Source organism: Flavobacterium subsaxonicum WB 4.1-42 = DSM 21790, from assembly GCF_000422725.1.
GTDB classification, from domain to species: Bacteria; Bacteroidota; Bacteroidia; order Flavobacteriales; family Flavobacteriaceae; genus Flavobacterium; species Flavobacterium subsaxonicum.
The window spans coordinates 370,677-389,679 of sequence record NZ_KE383909.1 but is presented as its reverse complement, the minus strand read 5'-3'; the positions used below and the strand labels follow the sequence as shown (position 1 = coordinate 389,679).

Here is a 19,003-nt window from a genome sequence, read left to right as displayed (position 1 = left end):
TTATATTATGGATTATCGGACCGTCCCCTTCTTTTTTTCTTTTTCCGCCTGCCTTTAAGTTCCCCCGGAATGTATCCCGGTGCCTGTTCAGCCTGCGTTAACAGGTCGGCAAGTTTCTCAATTGCACTATCACCATTTGCTTTAATAAGGCTATTCATAGGAGGTGCGCCTTGTCTATTCGTAATTGCCTTTGCCCTATTACTCTCTGTAATGCGCCGGCTAACATCATTTTTCTTAACCACGACTTTATGATCGTCCTTTGCTGTAGTACCGCATCGCTCCAATATGCCTTTAGCACTGTAGGGCTTGCCCAAGGCGCTACCATTAAAAACACTTTTGGTGGTATGGTCTACGTAGGTAATCCCATAGACTATACCTTCTGTATTTTTCCTTAGTACGGTGTTTACGCCCTCCTTCTCCAAGGCGCCGATGAAGCCGGACAATACAACACTATTACCTAACAACGCCCGGTTAATGACGCTTTTTACCCTGGCCTTGTGCAGCACCTGTGCCACCTTATTTGCAGGGAACTTTTGTTCTAAAAACTTCAAGGTCGGCCTGTTATAAAAATCACTGGCTTTGACAGGCACACCTGTAGGGATGCCATTCTCATCTAATATCCGGTATACTAACCCACCTCCTTTAAATATTCGTGAGCCCTCACTCCCCCGGTCGGCCTTAACATTATATAGTTGGAGCACCGCATTGAGTTCCGGCAGGCTGGCATATTTATAGTTCGGTAGCACAACACTCAATACATTTGTAATCGCTTTTTTTGACTGTATTTTGCCATACCGCACTTTAGCGGTACTGATGGGTTGCAGTTCAAAACCTTCCCCTTTTTTACGCCCTTGTGCCACAACCAAACCATACTCTTTCTCAATCTCTTTCCTTGCCGTCTCGGACTGGTTACGCCCAATATTCTGGGTATCTATCCGGCTGCCATCATCCTTAATTTTTATAGAAACCAGGTGGATATGCGGATGCCCTGCATCATGATGCTGGTACACAAGGTAAGGCTGCTGTCCGAAGCCTATCCGCTCCATATAATCAGCAGCGATATCCATTAGTTTTTCTTGCGGCAAACCTATTTCCGACGGATCGAAATTCAGGGAAATATGCACGCTGTTCCGCGTCACATTATCATTAAGTGCTGCCTGTTTTAATAGCCTGTTAAGCTTCATTGTAAGGTTCATTTTATCCACATCAACGGGATAATTTCCCTCACCAATACATTGCGCCACACCTTCCTTCACTTTATTTTCGTTGTAGTTGAAAATGTTGCGGATGGAATGGCCGGTCTTTATGATTGCAACCATTGTTCTGCCATTTTTTGAATGTGCACTTTAACCTCATCGACCTTATTAAAAAGTATCTTTCGCTCCAGTTCATAGCTGACCAGCCACGCTTTAAATTCAGGTATTTGCTGCACGGTATGCAATTTTTTTACGGCCTGGTTAAAGTTGTTCCCTATCGCATTGAGCTCACCGCGCAAGCGAATCAGTTCACCCATAAATTCATCAAGGGACTGGTTGCGGTAATTGGTCACTACAGGCTTGTCCAAAAGATTTTTACGTACATATTCACTGATTTTTCGGCAGGTTGATTTGCTGAAAGCCTTGAATATCTTTTGGTATTCAACAGGGCTAAGCCTAAGATGTATCCATCTGGTACGGTTGTTTTCTTTCTTTTCCATCTTCTTTCATTTTCATTTCTCCAACACTTCTTTCTTTTCAGTGTCACTGCCCAACGAGTTCCGAGTGACCGGGCAGCCAGATTCGTTTGTGATACAAACGGACATCTGGCCGATTGCAGGAACGTTGCAATCTCCCTTGCCCTTTGAATGTCCTTAAGACCTTTTAACAGCTATAATTTCAAAGGCTTTTCGTACTCCAATGAGAATCAAAATCTAAACCCTACTGGTCCATCCAAAAAATGAGGAAATCCGTAATGGATACTTTTCCTAATTACCATCTTAGAAAAGCCCAACTGCAGGCAGTCACTTTTTAGCTTTCAATGAAAGTGCACACCGTGCATTTATAATCTCCATTTTTTAATTTAGCAACATCGCAGATGCCTTTATGCAACGATTGGGAGGTGTGCTTTTTCAATCCCTATATGAACTTTGAAAACCGATAAATGCCTTCCCGTTTCAGGGAAGGGTTTTGTTGGTTCATCATCAGTAAAAAAGTCCATTACCACATCCTAAGCCTTATACTAATGACGAAGGTAATCAAGGTCTAACTCACTAACAATCATGGCTAAATTTCGACCATGAAATTCTGGAAAACGCTTTTTACTTTTGTGTTTTACTTAGTATTAATTCAAACCATTAAATGTTATGACAACAAATGAAGAAGCTATGGTTTTCGACACCCTTTTGAGTGTCCCTGGCATGAACGACGTAGTGAAGATCGACCTGAAGATCTCGCGTAAAAATGTGTTCCTTTTAAACCACGTTATCAAACGTGGGTTATCTACTGATCCGGAGGACAAGGACTCCAATCTTTTCTCTAATGCACCGGAAGAAACCATTAAGGAGTTAAAGGATTTGGCTTATGATTTTCTGGAAAAAGCAGGGCTGGTTGAACTCAGCGAAAAGCTCAGTTCGCTTTCAGCGAAGGATAAGAAATAAGAGGTAATGCAGTAAAAGGGATGTGTGATATCATGTCCCTTTTTATTATTACTCCACTAGATAACAAAACATATATAATAGCCTGATTTTAAAACATTTTAGCCGTTTTTTGATACGCTTTATTTTAATTATTACACCTAATTTGGCTTAACCGAACGGAATAACAATCTTAAAATTACGGCAATGAAAATAGCTCCGCCTTATAGAGAATATATCATCCAGATTGTCTGTTACCTCTATATAATTTTATTCACTTATGCTGCTGTTAGCAAGCTGTTGGATTTTGAAAATTTTCAGGTACAACTTGGGCAATCACCATTACTTGCCGCGTTCGCGGGTTTTGTTTCCATTGTAGTTCCATCTCTTGAATTATTAATAGTAACAACTCTGGTTATTCCAAGGTTTAAATTATCAGGTCTATATGCCTCCTTCAGCTTAATGACAATGTTTTCGGCTTATATATTTATTATCCTGAATTATAGCTCTTCGATTCCTTGCTCCTGCGGCGGTATATTGGAAAAAATGGATTGGAAACAGCATTTGTGGTTTAATATTTTTTTTGTGATTATAGCCGGAATAGCAATTACCCTGTCTTCACTTGATGATAAAAAATTTAAAATTAAAAACTTAACCGCTCGAATTTTACTATGTATTGCACTATCATCAGGATTGGTAATTGGTCTTTATGCATCTTCAAAGCAGATGCTTCAGTATCATAATTCTTTTATCAGAGTATTTCCAAGAATGGCTGCAGAGAAAGACCAGCAAATTGACTTAAAATACAATTCGTTTTATTTTGCCGGAACTTCAGATGCCGAAATATATTTAGGTAATTATACTACTCCTCTTAAGGTGATCGAATTTGATCGTGATTTAAAAAAAACAAAATCATACCAGATTACTTTAGACCGCCAAGATCTTCCATTTCAATCGGTTCAAATAAGTATCTTATCTAAAGATTTTATAGTCTATGACGGTTCGGTTTCCTGTATTTATATTGGTACAACTGACAACTGGAAAGCACAATTAAAATTCAGAGGCGATACTTTTATCTCAAGTGCCGAACCACTTGATTCCAATACTATTGTATTTCGTGGGTTAAAGACTTCTACTTTGACAAGCAATCTGGGAAAATATACTATTCGACCTGAAAGTTTCGTACACAATGATAGTTTATTACAAAAACAGAATGATGGAATATTTGATTCTGATGGGATGTTGCATTTTGATGTTACTTCAAATCGGATTGTCTATATATACCGCTACAGAAACCAATTCTTTTCTACCGACAAAAACCTGCAATTGATTTCAAGAGGCAACACAATTGATACCATTAGCAAGGCACAAATTAAGATAGCTAAAATCGTAAACCGTAACCAGCAGAAAATGTCAGCTCCACCACTGGTCGTCAATAAAAGTTCAACCGTCTATCACAATCTCCTTTTCATCAATTCTTTAATTATGGGAAGGTTTGAGCCCGAAGATATGTGGAAAGACGCAAGTATAATAGATGTTTATGACCTAACAAACGGCAGCTATAAATGTAGTTTTTATATCTACTCTGAGGGTAACGAAAAACTGAGATCTTTTCGTGTTGAGGGCAATACACTCTATGCTTTAGTGGGCAATGCTTTGGTGGCATATAAATTAAGCCCTGAGATTACTCACAACTACAAATAATACTTCCATAAAAAGTAACCAATCGATGGAAACAGGGGTTAGATCGAAAACCTGGAACAGAGTAGATCACCAACTTTAATTTTTATTTTTATGAAAACAAGCATTTTTAAAATGATCCTGCCAATGGCAGTCATTGCACTGGCTTCTGCCGGAGCCGTCGAATCGCAGGCTAAGAGCCAGAAATCTGCATTAGTAAATGAAACAGGATGGTATCACCTGTCAGCAACGCAGCCCTGTATTTCATCTACGATGTGTTCACTTGCCCCCGGTGCGGTCTGTACAGTAAATGCAATTCCCGGTGCTCAGCAACTTTATAGAAAAGGCGCTGGCAGCACTGATTGTGCATTCGTATTACGACAACCTGAGTAGCAGGTTTTAAATGCAATGCAGCCTTTAGGCTGCATTGTTTTTTTAGTTATTTATTTCCATCCAATTAGGTAATGGTTCACTTTTCAGATAATACCCAAACCAGGATTCTATCTTTTTTGCAAGGTCAAATTTGTTGGATTCATTAAGTATGCTATGATCCTCTCCCGGATATAATAAAAGTATATGGTTTTTGTTAAGCCTTTTCATCGCCAAAAACATTTCTATACTTTGAGTTGCCTGCACTGTAATATCCTCCGTACCTGACCAGCTCAGCAAAGGTGTTTGAATTTTATTCGCCTGGAGGATAGGTGAATTCGCAAAAAATAACTGCCGATCATTAAATAGTGATTTTCCCATCCGCATGTTGCCCGGTGATTCAAATCTCCAAAACTGCAATTGGCTCTTTGATATTGATAAACTTAAATACCAACTTGTCAAATCATTAATTGCCCCGCCTGCAACAGCCGTTTTAAATATATTGGACTGTGTAATGATGTAATTAGTTTCAAAGCCGCCAAAAGAATGGCCGATAATTCCGATATTATTCTCTTGTGCAACTCCCATGCTGACCACTTTTTGTACCGCAGCCAGCACGCAAGCCTTCGCTGATTCCCCCGGCTTACCCATTTCATATTCGATATCGGGAAGCAGGACTAAATATCCCATTGAAGTGAGGTTACTAATATTGAAACCTTCCTCATTTGTAAACCCGGGATTCCTATACATGTGTAACGAATTACTTTGCTTCTCATAAATGTGAACAATCATCGGATAGCTTTTAGATGGAGTGTAGTCAGCCGGATAAAATAGTATACCCGACAAAGCTTTCCCGTTAAAACCTGTGTACTTAATTAAGCTTGATCTTCCCCAATAGAAGTTTTGCTGGTGTACATTAGACTGATACACCTTAAAAAAAGTGCTGTGCGATTTTGATAGTTTTGCAACCCATAATAAGGCTGGTTCATCATAATCTTCAGTAGTAAACATCATTGTACTATTGTCCTGAGAAAACTTTCCATTAGTTATCCTTTTATCCTCATCAATGATTTTAACCAATGTGTTCTCTTTTAGTACATAATATCCAGAACTATAATTTTGCCCTTTTGATTCTAACAAAATACCATCATCACTATCATATACTGCCTTGACAACATTGTTATAATAGCGTACTTCCCTACGCTTTGCTGATACGGGAGAAATTCTAAAAGCTTGGTTCTTCTCCCTACCTTTTGTAAGCCGTATAGCTGTTCCATCTGCGGTAGCTATTTTCCAAATATCAAATTCATCATACAACAATACATAGTTATCTTCCTGATCCCATCCAGGACTTCCATAAGGGACTGCCTGATCCAGAAAGGTAGGATCGGTTTTAAAAAATACAGCATTTACTTTTTTACTGATGTTCCAATGTTTATTATTTTTAAAATCATAGAGATACCAATTTGACGCCTTAGGGTATAACATAAATTTTCCGCCCGGGGAAAAAGACAGTCCCCCTTCAGCACCCGGATAAGCAGTGAGTAAATGTTTTTTACTACCGCTTTCCAGATTAATAACCTGGTAGTCCCGAGGAGCATATGCCTGAAATTGGGGTTCATACTTGTAAGGGTCGCAACTGACAGCATATTTAAAGTCAGCCGTTATTCCAGTACTTGGTAAGGCTTCATCCGTGATCTGGCATATCCTGTTTTCCATAGGAAACCATACCGCCAATTCTTCCCGGCCTGTAGGTAGTTGTGTCTGTGAAAAAGCTGGGTAAATTATCCTGTCAGCTACATTCCATACCTGTACATCCTGAGTATCTTTCTTTAAAGGGACTTTAGTGTTTTTTATCCCAAAGAATATTCGCTGACCATTGTCTGACACCAATAACTGTGTCTCATTGGTGTTGGCAACAGCATACTCTTTTGGAAAACCAGGAACATCATCAGGAACCATCGCATAGAGTTTTGCACCTTTTACATTATAATAATAAACGGCGCCGCCTCCAGATGCAGTACCACTGGGATACTGCGTAAAGCTTATTCCTTCGCCATTAGTTTGCCAGGCCATATTATTATAGGGGCTGGAACCTTTCGCAACCTGAATGCGCCAGTGATTTTTCTCTAATTTTATGATCGAAATTTGGTAGTTGCCATCGTTTTCCCAAACATAAGAAACTGATTTACCCGTAGGGTCCATCAACCAATATTTGATATTTCCGATGCTATAAAGCCTGTTACCTTTCAGATCACTAATCACCAGATTTTGCGTATTACCGCTTTGAGTTACCAATAGTACATATTTTGTATCTCCTGAGAAAGTATACGATAGTACCTCCTTAGTAGCCACAATCGCCCCAGTATTTAAATTTGTAAGGTAAAACACACCCCCGGCGAGGCATCCGAAATAATTTTTCCCACAGAAAGTACCGTAGTGAGCCTGAGGGAAATTATAGCATGTCTTATTTTTAGTATTCTTTAGAAACAGCGTATCCTTCCCGCCATCATAATGCACTTTATAGGACACCCAATTTCCGTTTTCAGAAATGTTATCAAGGCTAAGGCTGTGCCATAGATGGTAAACTTCTTCCTTCACTATTTTTTTTTGCCGTACCTGCCCCCATAAAGAACAGGTTGCAAAAAGTAAAAAAGAAATAAAAAATAGCCTTTGTTCTATTTTCAGGTCATAGCGTATCATCAGTATCCCGGATTTTGAGGGTTAAGGTTCGGATTAACCAGTAATTCGCGTTCCGGAATGGGCAGCAGCCTGTCCGTAATGCTCCAGCCTAGTTTAAAATTCCCTAGGGTACTGTCTAAAGAGTTTGTCCGCTTAAGGTCAAAGAAGCGGTGGCCGTGTTCCGTAAAAAACTCTACCCTTCGCTCATGGGCAATGGCGGCGAGGAGCCCATCGGCAGTTGACCCGGTATTAGCAGGGAGCTGCGCAGTATTTCTAATTATATTCAGGTCTTCCCTTGCCCCGATTATATCTCCCTGGTGTGCACGGGCTTCGGACCTGATCAGATATTGTTCAGACAGCCGCAGCATTACTGAAAATTGGATGCTGCTTCCTGTATTTTCAAACGTGGTGTATTTATTGGGATAATACCAGATGGAGTTACCATCTGTAATTTCCTTGGTCCAGATTTCTTTTCGCAAATCGCCATTTTCAAAGGAAGCCATAAATTGTTCACTTAGTGCCGTTAATGGGGGTGGCCCTTGTATGATAATGAACGTCGTCGCCTCTGAAGCATTTTCTCCCGGCAATGCACTGTCCAGTTGCCAAATTGTTTCGCTGCTTTCAATTTTGAAGACATTAGCCAAATCACTCTCAATACTGTATACCTGCGTCTGGTTCAACACTGCTGAAGCTGCTTCGGAGGCCTCTGCCCATTTCCCCTGATAGAGGTAGACACGTGCCATCAATGCCATAGCGGCAAAACGGTTTGGCCTTGTTCGGTTGCCATCATTATAGGCCTGGGGCAAATATTCTACAGCCAGCAACAGATCCTCTTCAATATTTTGATATACCTGATCCACCGAAGTACGTGAGACATTGCTGTTAGTCAGGTAATCCGTTGTTGTAATATAGGGTATATCGCCATAAACCTGCAAGAGATAAAAATGAAGTAGCGCTCTTAAGAAAAGGGATTCCCCACTTAACCGGGTTTTAAAATCGCCGGTTAATGAACTGGAATTTTCAACACCTTCCAATATTGCATTAACTGCATAGATTTGGTTATACGAACTATTCCACCATTCAAGAATGGTAGGATCATCTACCAACAGGGTGTTCCTATAAAAGTTTTCAGTGGATAATCCTGCCGGCCCATAGTAAATTAATTCATCGGCATAATTACCTAGCTGGCACGACATACCGCTCGCAGTTCCTGTAAGAAGACCTGTATCCCTGATTTTAGAATATACGTCTGTCATGGCCGCGTTTGCTGTAGATTCGCTTTCAAATACAATCCCTGTTGTTAATTGAGATGTGGGAAGGTCGACTTCCACAAAATCGCTACAGGATAAAAGCATTATAAAGGGAAGCAAGATGAAAATCTTGAATGATGCTATATTTTTCATAATAAATTGATTAAAAGGTTAACTGGATTCCGGTGGTTAAGACCTTTAAGGGAGGCAACGCACCGGTTGCGCTGAATTCAGGATCGGCACCCTTGAATTTTGTAAAGATTATCAGGTTCTGGCCCTGAAAATAGATTTTGCAATGTATCTTAGGAATATACTTTTGGGGAATGTCCCACGATAAACCTATGTTTTTAAGCCTTACATATGAGGCATCAGTTATCACTGCGTCACTCGCAATATAACGCCCGTACGCGATCGCTGCTGCGCTGTTCGCCCCACTGGTGTATAGCTGATATGCACCGGTATTTTCCGGACTTGTCCAGCTGCTTACATTCGGGCTGGCAACATTTCTCATTGTTCCCGGCAAGGGGCCAAAAGCCGCTGTATTATAATTGCGTTGTTTTACGAATTGAAATAAGAAGTCGAGTTCCACATTGCCATATTTCAGCTGGTTTTGAATTCCACCGTAAAATTTCGGGTTCAGGTCTACAATAGTTTTACGATCTGCGGCATTATAGAGCCCATCGTTATTAACATCCTGAAAAGTATAAGTCCCGGCCTGACTGTCTATACCCGTATAGTGGTATACCTTTTTTATGTTAAGTGGTGCGCCAACTGCCAATAAATTAGCATAGGTTGAGGTTTCTATACCCGGAAATGATACCAGCTCATTTTTTGATTTGCTGAAATTGATACTGGTTGTCCAGTTAAAATGATCGGATGTTATATTTATTGTACGTAAGGTAACTTCCACGCCCCTGTTTTCAACTGTTGCATCCATATTGGCCTGCAGGGTTTGAAAACCTGTAGTGCCTGGAAGCGGAATCCCTGCAAGTTGATTTGACGAGCGGTTTTTATACCAAGCGGCTGTGACAAAGATGCGGTCCTTGCAAAATCCGGCTTCTAACGCGACCTCCAGTTTCTTACTACGCTCCCATCCAAATAATGGGTTAAAAAGCCGCGTAGGCTGCAAACCGATGACACCCTGGTAATTCGTTCCGGCTGTTGTATAGGTATCCAAAAATTGGTAGTTACCGATCTGGTCACTGCCCGTTGTCCCGTAACTAGCCCGAATTTTTCCAAAACTTAAAAAGCTGTTTTCTTTCAAAAAATTTTCATTTGAAAATAACCATGCTCCCCCAACGGCACCAAACCATGCAAACTGCCTGCCCGGACCAAAGCGGCTGGAACCATCACGCCTTCCTGTAATATTAATGATATAGCGCTTGTCCCAATTGAGGTTAAGACGCCCGTAAAAAGCCTGGTAACGATACTGTGAAATATCGTTGTTAATAACGTAAATGTTCGAGGCGGCAGCCAAATTATAAATTAAGCTGTTACTCGTGAAACCCGAGGCCTGTAAGCCCAGTTGCTCATTGCGCTGACTTTGGAATGTGCTGCCGACCAACGCCTCAACCTGTAATTTCCCGGTGTCAAAGCCGTAATTTAACTGCGGTTCGACAATCCAGGATTTTCGGGAAGTTGTCCCAACAAAAATTTGTGAACTTTCCGGTCCAAGTTCATAGGCCGGGTTAAAAATCGTAGAGGGCTGCGAACTACTTTCCGTATGGTTGAGGTCCGTATACCCCAGGCTTGTTTTTAGTATCAGCCGGTTTGCTATCTCGTATGAAAAATTTGCGCTTGATACCAAATCGTAGGTCTTGCTAAATGATTTGCCGCTGAGCAAACGCAAGGGATTTTCAAAAGTATTATTTTCCCAATTAAGGTTACCTGTAGCATCATAAAGATTTGGGGCATTTGGCGCGAGGCTTAGTGCCTGTGTCGTGATGTCGGTAGAAGGCTGATTGTTGTCTTGTATTGTATAGCCCGCAGAGAAACCGACTTTAAACTTCTGATCCAAGGACTCGTGGTTAAGGCCGGCTCGAACATTCCCTTTAAGATACCTGAAATCACCTGGAAATACCGTTGTCTCCTTTCCAAAATTACCGCTTAAGGAAAATTGTGTCTGTTGGTTTCCTCCGGATAATGAGGATTGAAGGCTCGTAACCTCGGCAGTACCCCCAAAAAGCACTTTCTGCCAATTGGTGTTACGGTTCTGCTCCCACGTGCCGTTGATATCATATTCATATGCTGGATATTCAGTGATCCCGTCATTAACGAAAGCCTGACGGCGCATTTTTAGGTATTGCTGCGTATTCATCATATCCATAAACCTAGTCACTGACGCAAGGCCATGGGCGAAACTGACAGTAAACTTTGTCTTGCCTGCTTTTCCCTTTTTTGTGGTTATCAGTACAACGCCATTCGCCCCACGTGAACCATAAATAGCAGTGGCATCCGCATCTTTCAGCACTTCCAGGCTTTCAATATCAGCAGGATTAATATTGTTTAAGGGGCTTGTCGGAGACTGCATAACCGTGTTTGTAAAGCCCTGCCCAATTGCATCTGCGGTATAGGGTACCCCGTCTATTATGTATAAGGGATTATTACCATCACTGCGCAGGCTGTTTATTCCCCTGATTTTAATATCGAAGCTCCCTCCGGCTATACCTGTAGATTGTGTAACTGCCACGCCGGCCATCCTTCCCTGCATCGTCGCTAAAAAGTTAGTAACAGGCTGTTTCTCTATATCTTTAGATGTAATCCGGGCTATGCTGCCGGTACTTTCCTTTTGCTTCACTGAATAGTATCCGGCGTTGACCACCACTTCTTCAAGTTGCATAGTATCTTCAATTAAAAGGACACTAACAATAGTTTGCTGTCCTATGCCGATTTCTATTGTTTTGAAACCCATAAAGGAAAAAACGAGGATATCTCCTGTTGCAGCATTAATATTGTACCTGCCCAGCTCATCGGAAGTGCTTCTAACGGTGGTACCCTTTACAATAATATTCACCCCTTGTAATGGACCGAGAGCATCGGTAATTACACCAGTTATTTTTTGCTGTTGCAAAAACAGGGGTGGCGCTTCGCTTGCAATAGCAGAACAGGAACAAAGGTATACCGCTAAAACAAGCGTATACCAAAGCCCCACCCTACCTTTGCAGAATAAAAAATAATTCATACATTGGTTAAGTTAAATGAAACGAAATGTTTTGTTAGCCGAGCCTCCTAGTCGTCCGCCAAGAAGATATAGGGGGCTTTTTTTAATCTACAGAAGGTCAATGTAGTTGTCCTTGCATAGGCAATCGCAATAAATGGTTGATTTGAAAAATAGCCCGAGACTCCCGACCACTAACTCAAAAGAAAATCAGTACCTCCCAGGCCTTAAAAGCATAATAAAGATTTTTTATCCCATAGGCAGCAACTATTGGTTCAACAATTACGTATATGCGAGACTATGAATATATGTGAAGTACGCTAAGAATTAAGCAGAGTAAAATTATAATAATGCCAAAAAAAAGAGGCGTGGGTTTAAACTCAGCTTATTGCTTAAAGGATTTACTGGACTACCTGCGCGCGAATAAGTGAGCCCACGCCCTTTAAGGCGTGAGCATTTGCACTCATCATCTTGCGCGCTAAAAAAGTGTCCAGTTTTTCTAAGCAAGATTCAAAGCGAATGCTTCAAATATTTTATTGAAGAATCGCAAAATTACACATTCATAAGTATAATAATTACAAATATATTAAAAATAAATTTCATTACCGAATTCGGTAATGAAATTTTTATTAGCAAGCTTCAACTTGCAAGCAAATGCTAAACCCATGAATGAAACTATCAAAATTAAAGAGTTAATAGCTAATAGAATTAAAAAATCAAAAGGTAATATACCGTATACTCAAATATCTGAAAGATGCGATACTACCTCTGCTAGAATAAGCGACGTTGCAAACAACAAAATAGATTGTCGATTAAGCACTTTAATTGATATTGCTATTGGCTTGCGTGTCCATCCTAAAGATTTACTTGATATTGATTTTGATTTTAATGAATATTATTCGAGCTTAGACGGAGCTATCAAAAAGTGATTGTTTTACTTCTTATTATGGCAAGTTATATACTCAGATTATTTTATTCATGGAATTTAAATATAATTCTTACAAGAGTAATACATCTATGATCAAATCTTAATCACATAGAAATGACAGGAAATATTTATTTAGATGATCTTTATAATTCAGTTAGCAAGATTGATCAAGTTTTTATAACATTTGACACGTACATTGGTCTAGAGAAAGGTGAAAATATTTCAGACAATCCCTTTTTCCAAGCTGAAATTGAGAAGAATAATGCGGACGAATATATTTTACGATTTTTGGAGAGTCAAAAAAATATTCGTGAGCATTCATTAGAAAGGAATTTTTGTTACCAACTGTATTACAGATGGTATTCAATTGTAAACGGTACTGGACATAAGTATTCATCACTAAACTTAAATGGAGAGATAAACAAAGCCAACTTAACGCTGCCTTTAAAAAACTATGAAAATTTAAAGAATTTATCACTTTTTGAAAAAATAAAAGAGAATGGTTTAATAGATCAAACTTATTTTGTTCCTGACTTTGTTTTGCATGGAGGACAAGATAATATAAACCATCAAACGTTAATTGCTGAGGTTAAATTAAATGAGAATTTGAAAAGTGGGAATTTTGAAAAGGATTTTTATAAACTTGCCATTTATCAAAAGTTATATCAATTTAAAAGTTGCTGTTTTATCATACTTAAAATGAATATAAAAGAACTTTTAACTGAACTCAAAAAAGTTGATACTGACACAGTTGATAAAAAATCATTTTGGTTTATTTTAAAAAATGTAAATAATACCTTAATCCTGTGTCTTGATGATTTAGTTTAAATCAACATAACAAATCTAATAAATGACAATCGTAATAAGCGTTAAATATCTAATAATGAAAACGTTAATCTGACGATGAAAGAAATCTATAAAATATATATGAAATTAGTAAATTAATTTAATGTAGGGATGATATACTACAGTAACGTGTTTCTTCTAAAATGACTATCGTGACAATAAATAAGCAGATAATGTTTATTTTTGCGTATGGATAATTCATTTATTTACTTCGATAATAATGCAACCACTCCCATTGATGACAGGGTTTTAGATTCAATGCTGCCTTATTTTAAAGAAAATTTCGCAAATGCTAACAGTACACATCAAGCAGGAATAGCTGCAAATTCGGCAGTTAAAGATGCCCGAAATAATGTTGCGGAACTAATTAATGCAGATCCAACCGAAATTATTTTTACTTCTGGAGCTACAGAAAGTATAAATATTGCCCTAAAGGGCTTAAGTTTACAACATACTAATTATAAAAAGCACATTATTACTGTTAAAACGGAGCATAAGGCTGTTGTAGATACATGTAAATACTTAGAGTCATTAGGATTCGAAATTGATTATCTAGAAGTAAATAATGATGGGTTAATAAATCTTGAGCAATTAAAGCAAATCATTAAAAAAGATTATACTTTACTTGTTAGCGTCATGTGGGTCAATAATGAGACAGGTGTAATTCAGCCAATTCAAAAAATTAGTACAATTACACATCAAGCCAACGCGCTGTTTATGACGGACGCTACCCAAGCCGTGGGTAAATTAACTACAGACGTTCTAGAAAATGAAATCGATATAATGTGCTTTTCTCCTCATAAATTTTATGGACCAAAAGGTGTTGGAGCATTATATATCAATAAAAAGTCAAAAGCTAAGATTTTATCTTTACAACACGGAGGAGGTCACGAAGCAGGATTAAGGAGTGGAACACTAAATGTTCCGGCAATTGTCGGTTTTGGAGAAGCAAGCAAGTGTGCTATTAAAGATATGACTTATAATGAAAAACATATTTCTGAAATCAGAAATATTATTGAGAATAGGTTATTAAAAATTAACGGTTCTTTTTTAAACGGTAGTAAAAGTCAAAGATTATACAATACTTTAAATATATGTCTTCCGAATTTTGATGCAAATATCTTTATAGGTAAATACAAAAACATCGCAGTCAGTAATGGATCAGCCTGTACATCCTCGTTAATTCAATCATCCCATGTTTTAAGTGCCATGGGATTGGATGACACACAATCTTTAGGCAGCTTACGTATTTCTATAGGTAAAGCAAATAAATTTTCTGATATAGAAAAATTGGTTCAGGCGATCGAATTTGAATGTAAGAATGGTAAAAGTTTGCTATAATTAAAAGCTTCTTCGATATTTTCCGACACTGAACAGTTCCATTTGGAAAAAATCGACATATAATAAGGTTTCCACAACCTTTCTTGTGCACCCCCTACAATTCGTATATATTCCGAATCAGTAAGAATATTTTTCACTTTATTTTTATTATAATAATTTTGAATTATAAAATCAATCCCTAAAATAGCATCCATCGGCGGATATGCAATTCTTGGCGTAGGAAGGATAAGACTTTGTCCATAGTTAAATTTTCCGAGCGCATCTTTCATCTTGTTACCTCCAAAAGTAAAATGATAATGCGGATGAGAAAATTTGTTTTCTTCATCAAGCTTATCAAAAATATGTCGATCAAGATGCCATGATGAATGCAAATCAGTACCCTCTGGATAAAGATCATTTAAAACATAACCAAAAAGTTCAATATTAAATTTTAAGTCAATTAATGGGTCGCTGACCGTATATATATCCATTTCTTTGAAATGAATGCATATTGAAAATAAAATTTTTAAATCATCTGTTTCCATTGGTATGCTCTTACCAATTTTGTCGATATTTATGAATTCAAAATCAATAATTTTATAATTATGTTTATCTGAATGGTGGATATTATAAAGACGGCCAGTAGTATTATTAAGTTGGTCGATATCTCTACATAGACTTTCTTTATAAAGTAGTTCTGCTAAGTAATTTAAGTCACTATTCACCATGCGATTATCGTTTTTCTCTTTGTTCTTCCCTTTCCAATACAGCCTTTAGCTTTTCAAGCTTTTCTTTGTCAATTATCGCAACATCTTTCCATAATGTTTTATTTGTGGGCCTGAGGGCCTCATCCCGACTTATATATTCTTTTTCCTGCCAAGGAAAATTATCATCTTGATTAGCAATTATAAAACCATCGACATTATCGATTGCTCGTTTTGTAACTTTACATACAGTCCAAAATTTATTCGAAGTAGATCTTGGAGTTTTTTCGAGTGGGGATAATTTTAAAGCGAATAGCTCACTTATCAATTTAGCTCTATCTAACGATGTTATTGACCTCAAATAACAATCTTTAAAATTTTCATCCCACCAATTTTCAATTTCCACCATCCACCATCGATCATAAAAATCAGAAAAAACGCCTTTATATTTATAGTCGTTAAGAAAGTTATTCTTGAAATTTATCCAATCTTCTGACTGCATTGAGATACCTAATCTGGCTGACAGGTAATATTCATCAATTAAAAAGGATGGTTTCTCAAAGACATTTTTAGTAAGAAATCTTGAAATTACATGAGTTGGCTGATCTTTAATATCATTAAAGTACTGAATGAATCTAAAGTCAATATTAGAAACTTTATCATAAGAAAATATATATTCCAATGACTTTTGTTCATTATTAAAAAATATATAGCCAGCAGCTAAACTTATTAATTTACTTCGGAATGTTGTATAAGCGTTTCCAACATCACTTCTTTTTACGATATTATCAAATAAGTCCTTCCCTGTTTCATCCAATGATGTGTCAACATTTTCATTAGCTGTGATCAGAACAATTGGAATATCATGGTTGATTTCCTTTTCTTTTACCAATGTTCTTATTTCTTGTGCTACGGTTGATCCGCGATATGTTGCAGTGTAACCTTTATTGTTTGCATTGTCATATAGTCGTAAATCTAATATCAAACCATTGTAGCCCTCTAAATTTTTTGGTAGATAATCAACATTTGGTGTTCCATCGATTTCTTTGGTAAACATTAAATCCCATTCCATAGGCTGCATAAAATCAACTTCGAGATGACCATCCTTTTGAAGGGCATTAATAACACCAATTTCATTGCCATCTTTTACGTCATCTATGTATAGATATTTATACTGCATAATCTTGTCTTTGTTTTTCTGTTGCTAATGGCATTTCAATTCTAATGCAAGTCATGTAACCTTGTTCTGGTTCTATTAAATCAATTGTTCCACCATATGTTTGAACAATATCTTTAACAATTTTTAAGCCCAAACCTGTTCCTGTCAAACGTTCATCTTGGGTTGCATCAAATCCTGCCGGTGTTGATGTAGTAAAAAAAGCGTCGAAGATTCTATTTCTATTTTCAGATGGAACGCCGTCACCATTATCTAAGAATTCAAGGTAAAGTAAATCTGCTTCCTTACCAATTATAATTTTAATTTTGCCTGGCACATTCCGTCTTTTGATTGCTTTTTTTGTGTTGGTATATAAATTAAATAAAATAGAACTCCATTCAGACGAATGCATTGGAACGGTAAATAAGTTATATCCATATGGCTCCACTACTAATTCAATTGACAATTTTTTTAAATCGGAAGATATAACATTCTGGAACTTTGTTACAACTACATCAAGCTCTTGAGGCTTTAATTCTCTACTAACATTTGCAGATACCGTTGCATTAAAATAAGAGGTATATGATGTGAATAAGTCGATTGTACGCTTCAAATTCTCAAGTGAATATAAACCCTGTTCGTTTAAAACCTGATCTGTTAATACATCTAAATCCCCATATAATGAGGGAGAAAACTGAACGACCTCATGGGTAAATTCCCCTATGGTCAAACCCAATCCAGCTAAAACTCTAGTCATTCCTAACTCGTCTAAGAGTTTTTGAAAGTCTTGCTTCAATCCATCAACATACTGTCGTATATTAGCTTTGTATGTGGATGCCTGCTCATCGCTTAGGTTTCCTCCTACTAAATCATCAATATTATTTTGTAAGTCATCTAATTTTTCAATTGGACTTCTTATAACATCCGGAATAGTATTAGAAGTTTGTTGTTTTTGTCTTTCATTTTCGTCTTTAATTCTAGTTATTTGAGCACGTATTCTATTGGTACCTGCGCCAAGAGACTTCGAAATAAAATCTCTAAGTTCAAGATAAGATTCATTCTCAAGAACTCCTTCACGACTTGCAGTTTCCTCAAATTGAGCACCTTCCTGATCTACAATTTCAACAAACCCAAAAAGATTTTGATTTCCTGATGGAATATTAGTTTGTCCAGAAGCGTCAAAATATCTTTTATCAATCCCTAGCCAATCATTACCTCTTTCTCCATACGGAAGTACTCTAAAACCATTTCGATATAGTTTTACTCCGCCTTGTTCTTTAGCAATCTTTTGAACACTAGCAAGTTCCGTCTTACTAATATTAGTATAATAAATTTCTCGATTATAAATAAAATAGTAAACTTTAAAATGAATATTTTTTAAGTTTTTATATTTATCAATTATAATCTTTTTTTGAATTTCGACTCCATTCTCCAAAACGGTTGCAGTAGATTTTTTGCCGTAAAGAATAGGGATAATATCATTTTCTAATTCCAAATTATTACTGTATACTGAACAGAAACCATCGTGATCATTGTCGATGTAACCTTCAATAACTGCCAATGCCTTCTCAAAAATCATTTTGTCCGGATTTGCTATAGCAACTTCAGACCCCCAAATTTCTTCTGAAAAATTTACAGTAAATGATTCATCCTGTTGTTTTGCTAAGTTTAAATCTCTACTCCTATCGGATAGATAATCCGGTTGAAATAAATCTGATACATACCGATAAATCCTTTTAATTTCCGCAATACTCCAAGATTCACGTAAATTATCAATAATTAGTTCAGTACCTTCAGGTCTAATTTTGTCAATTTCTTCAACGGGATTTTTAATATTGGCCAAGTCCTGATCTATAACATAGCTATCCCAATTTATAGTTAGTTTTAAGGCCTTTTCAGAAGATAGCGTTTGGGTAATTATTGTCAAATTACGTCCCAGACGGTGAGTAGCGAAACGACCTATACCTTTCCTGCCAGCTTTACTTCTCTGGTACCTTTCAGATATGGGGTTATGTACTTTATCTGAGGATGAGATTGTCATGAAGCCTCTTCTTAGTTGCTCTCTTGTCATTCCTAATCCATTATCAATAATTTTTAAAGTACCGCCTACGATGTTAGAATTTATAAATTTAACTTCTACTAATGTAGCGTCAGCGTCATAAGCGTTTTTAACTAATTCTGACACGGCAGTTTCTGAACGACCAACAAGTTCCCTGCCTAACCTGTCAATAAGGCCTGCATCTACAGTAAAACTTATAGAATCATTAATCTCAACTTGGATTTCTTTTTCTTCTTCCATT

At 37.5% G+C, this 19,003-nt stretch carries 14 protein-coding genes; 6 read left to right on the top strand and 8 right to left on the bottom strand.

The window, feature by feature from the left end; genetic code table 11:
* Positions 1-5: 5 nt before the first annotated feature.
* Positions 6-1,319 carry a relaxase/mobilization nuclease domain-containing protein gene (locus G509_RS0112140; protein ID WP_026991778.1) on the bottom strand — a complete coding sequence of 438 codons (1,314 nt, stop codon included), beginning with the start codon at positions 1,317-1,319 and terminating at the stop codon, positions 6-8.
* The gene (locus tag G509_RS0112135; RefSeq protein ID WP_026991777.1) at positions 1,304-1,696 is read right to left on the bottom strand and encodes a plasmid mobilization protein; all 393 of its coding nucleotides are present in this window, start codon (positions 1,694-1,696) and stop codon (positions 1,304-1,306) included. Before G509_RS0112135 ends, G509_RS0112140 begins: the two co-directional genes overlap by 16 nt.
* 645 nt (positions 1,697-2,341) lie before the next feature.
* Here G509_RS0112135 and G509_RS0112130 point away from each other — a divergent pair.
* The 3 genes from G509_RS0112130 to G509_RS0112120 all read left to right on the top strand — a co-directional run bounded on the left by G509_RS0112130 (position 2,342) and on the right by G509_RS0112120 (position 4,684).
* Complete coding sequence (locus G509_RS0112130; RefSeq protein ID WP_026991776.1) at positions 2,342-2,635, top strand: hypothetical protein; 294 nt, start codon at positions 2,342-2,344, stop codon at positions 2,633-2,635.
* Positions 2,636-2,818: 183 nt separating this feature from the next.
* Positions 2,819-4,315, top strand: coding sequence for a MauE/DoxX family redox-associated membrane protein (locus G509_RS0112125; protein ID WP_026991775.1), 1,497 nt, complete (start codon positions 2,819-2,821; stop codon positions 4,313-4,315).
* A gap of 90 nt (positions 4,316-4,405) precedes the next feature.
* A complete protein-coding gene (locus G509_RS0112120; RefSeq protein WP_026991774.1) occupies positions 4,406-4,684 on the top strand; it encodes a DUF6520 family protein in 279 nt (92 codons plus the stop codon).
* A 42-nt stretch (positions 4,685-4,726) separates the two neighbouring features.
* Here G509_RS0112120 and G509_RS0112115 read toward each other — a convergent pair whose 3' ends face one another.
* From G509_RS0112115 to G509_RS0112105, 3 genes are read right to left on the bottom strand one after another with little or no spacing between them, the layout of a single operon-like run.
* Entirely contained in the window at positions 4,727-7,363 is a 2,637-nt protein-coding gene (locus G509_RS0112115; protein WP_026991773.1) for a S9 family peptidase, read from the bottom strand.
* A complete protein-coding gene (locus G509_RS0112110; protein ID WP_026991772.1) occupies positions 7,363-8,745 on the bottom strand; it encodes a RagB/SusD family nutrient uptake outer membrane protein in 1,383 nt (460 codons plus the stop codon). Before G509_RS0112110 ends, G509_RS0112115 begins: the two co-directional genes overlap by 1 nt.
* 10 nt (positions 8,746-8,755) lie before the next feature.
* Positions 8,756-11,773 (bottom strand): SusC/RagA family TonB-linked outer membrane protein, encoded by a 3,018-nt coding sequence (locus G509_RS0112105; protein WP_026991771.1) that lies wholly within the window; start codon positions 11,771-11,773, stop codon positions 8,756-8,758.
* A gap of 593 nt (positions 11,774-12,366) precedes the next feature.
* Between G509_RS0112105 and G509_RS0112100 the strand changes: the two genes are divergently transcribed.
* From G509_RS0112100 to G509_RS22025, 3 genes are all read left to right on the top strand, one after another.
* Complete coding sequence (locus G509_RS0112100) at positions 12,367-12,678, top strand: hypothetical protein (RefSeq protein ID WP_026991770.1); 312 nt, start codon at positions 12,367-12,369, stop codon at positions 12,676-12,678.
* A gap of 113 nt (positions 12,679-12,791) precedes the next feature.
* A complete protein-coding gene (locus G509_RS0112095; protein ID WP_026991769.1) occupies positions 12,792-13,505 on the top strand; it encodes a hypothetical protein in 714 nt (237 codons plus the stop codon).
* A 207-nt stretch (positions 13,506-13,712) separates the two neighbouring features.
* The gene (locus G509_RS22025) at positions 13,713-14,864 is read left to right on the top strand and encodes a cysteine desulfurase family protein (protein ID WP_035738918.1); all 1,152 of its coding nucleotides are present in this window, start codon (positions 13,713-13,715) and stop codon (positions 14,862-14,864) included.
* Here G509_RS22025 and G509_RS0112085 read toward each other — a convergent pair.
* Genes G509_RS0112085 through G509_RS0112075 form a run of 3 tightly spaced genes read right to left on the bottom strand, consistent with a single transcriptional unit; the run spans position 14,819 to position 19,002 of the window.
* Positions 14,819-15,571, bottom strand: coding sequence for a hypothetical protein (locus G509_RS0112085; protein WP_026991768.1), 753 nt, complete (start codon positions 15,569-15,571; stop codon positions 14,819-14,821). The two genes, G509_RS22025 and G509_RS0112085, sit on opposite strands and share 46 nt — an antisense overlap.
* 4 nt (positions 15,572-15,575) lie before the next feature.
* Positions 15,576-16,727, bottom strand: coding sequence for a hypothetical protein (locus G509_RS0112080; protein WP_026991767.1), 1,152 nt, complete (start codon positions 16,725-16,727; stop codon positions 15,576-15,578).
* The gene (locus tag G509_RS0112075; RefSeq protein ID WP_207382700.1) at positions 16,717-19,002 is read right to left on the bottom strand and encodes an ATP-binding protein; all 2,286 of its coding nucleotides are present in this window, start codon (positions 19,000-19,002) and stop codon (positions 16,717-16,719) included. Before G509_RS0112075 ends, G509_RS0112080 begins: the two co-directional genes overlap by 11 nt.
* Between the last annotated feature and the right edge of the window lies 1 nt (position 19,003).

Coding starts and splice junctions, on each gene's coding strand:
- G509_RS0112140 (WP_026991778.1), bottom strand. CDS start 1,319: ATGGTTGCAATCATAAAGACCGGCCATTCCATCCGCAACATTTTCAAC.
- G509_RS0112135 (WP_026991777.1), bottom strand. CDS start 1,696: ATGGAAAAGAAAGAAAACAACCGTACCAGATGGATACATCTTAGGCTT.
- G509_RS0112130 (WP_026991776.1), top strand. CDS start 2,342: ATGACAACAAATGAAGAAGCTATGGTTTTCGACACCCTTTTGAGTGTC.
- G509_RS0112125 (WP_026991775.1), top strand. CDS start 2,819: ATGAAAATAGCTCCGCCTTATAGAGAATATATCATCCAGATTGTCTGT.
- G509_RS0112120 (WP_026991774.1), top strand. CDS start 4,406: ATGAAAACAAGCATTTTTAAAATGATCCTGCCAATGGCAGTCATTGCA.
- G509_RS0112115 (WP_026991773.1), bottom strand. CDS start 7,363: ATGATACGCTATGACCTGAAAATAGAACAAAGGCTATTTTTTATTTCT.
- G509_RS0112110 (WP_026991772.1), bottom strand. CDS start 8,745: ATGAAAAATATAGCATCATTCAAGATTTTCATCTTGCTTCCCTTTATA.
- G509_RS0112105 (WP_026991771.1), bottom strand. CDS start 11,773: ATGAATTATTTTTTATTCTGCAAAGGTAGGGTGGGGCTTTGGTATACG.
- G509_RS0112100 (WP_026991770.1), top strand. CDS start 12,367: ATGAAATTTTTATTAGCAAGCTTCAACTTGCAAGCAAATGCTAAACCC.
- G509_RS0112095 (WP_026991769.1), top strand. CDS start 12,792: ATGACAGGAAATATTTATTTAGATGATCTTTATAATTCAGTTAGCAAG.
- G509_RS22025 (WP_035738918.1), top strand. CDS start 13,713: ATGGATAATTCATTTATTTACTTCGATAATAATGCAACCACTCCCATT.
- G509_RS0112085 (WP_026991768.1), bottom strand. CDS start 15,571: ATGGTGAATAGTGACTTAAATTACTTAGCAGAACTACTTTATAAAGAA.
- G509_RS0112080 (WP_026991767.1), bottom strand. CDS start 16,727: ATGCAGTATAAATATCTATACATAGATGACGTAAAAGATGGCAATGAA.
- G509_RS0112075 (WP_207382700.1), bottom strand. CDS start 19,002: ATGGAAGAAGAAAAAGAAATCCAAGTTGAGATTAATGATTCTATAAGT.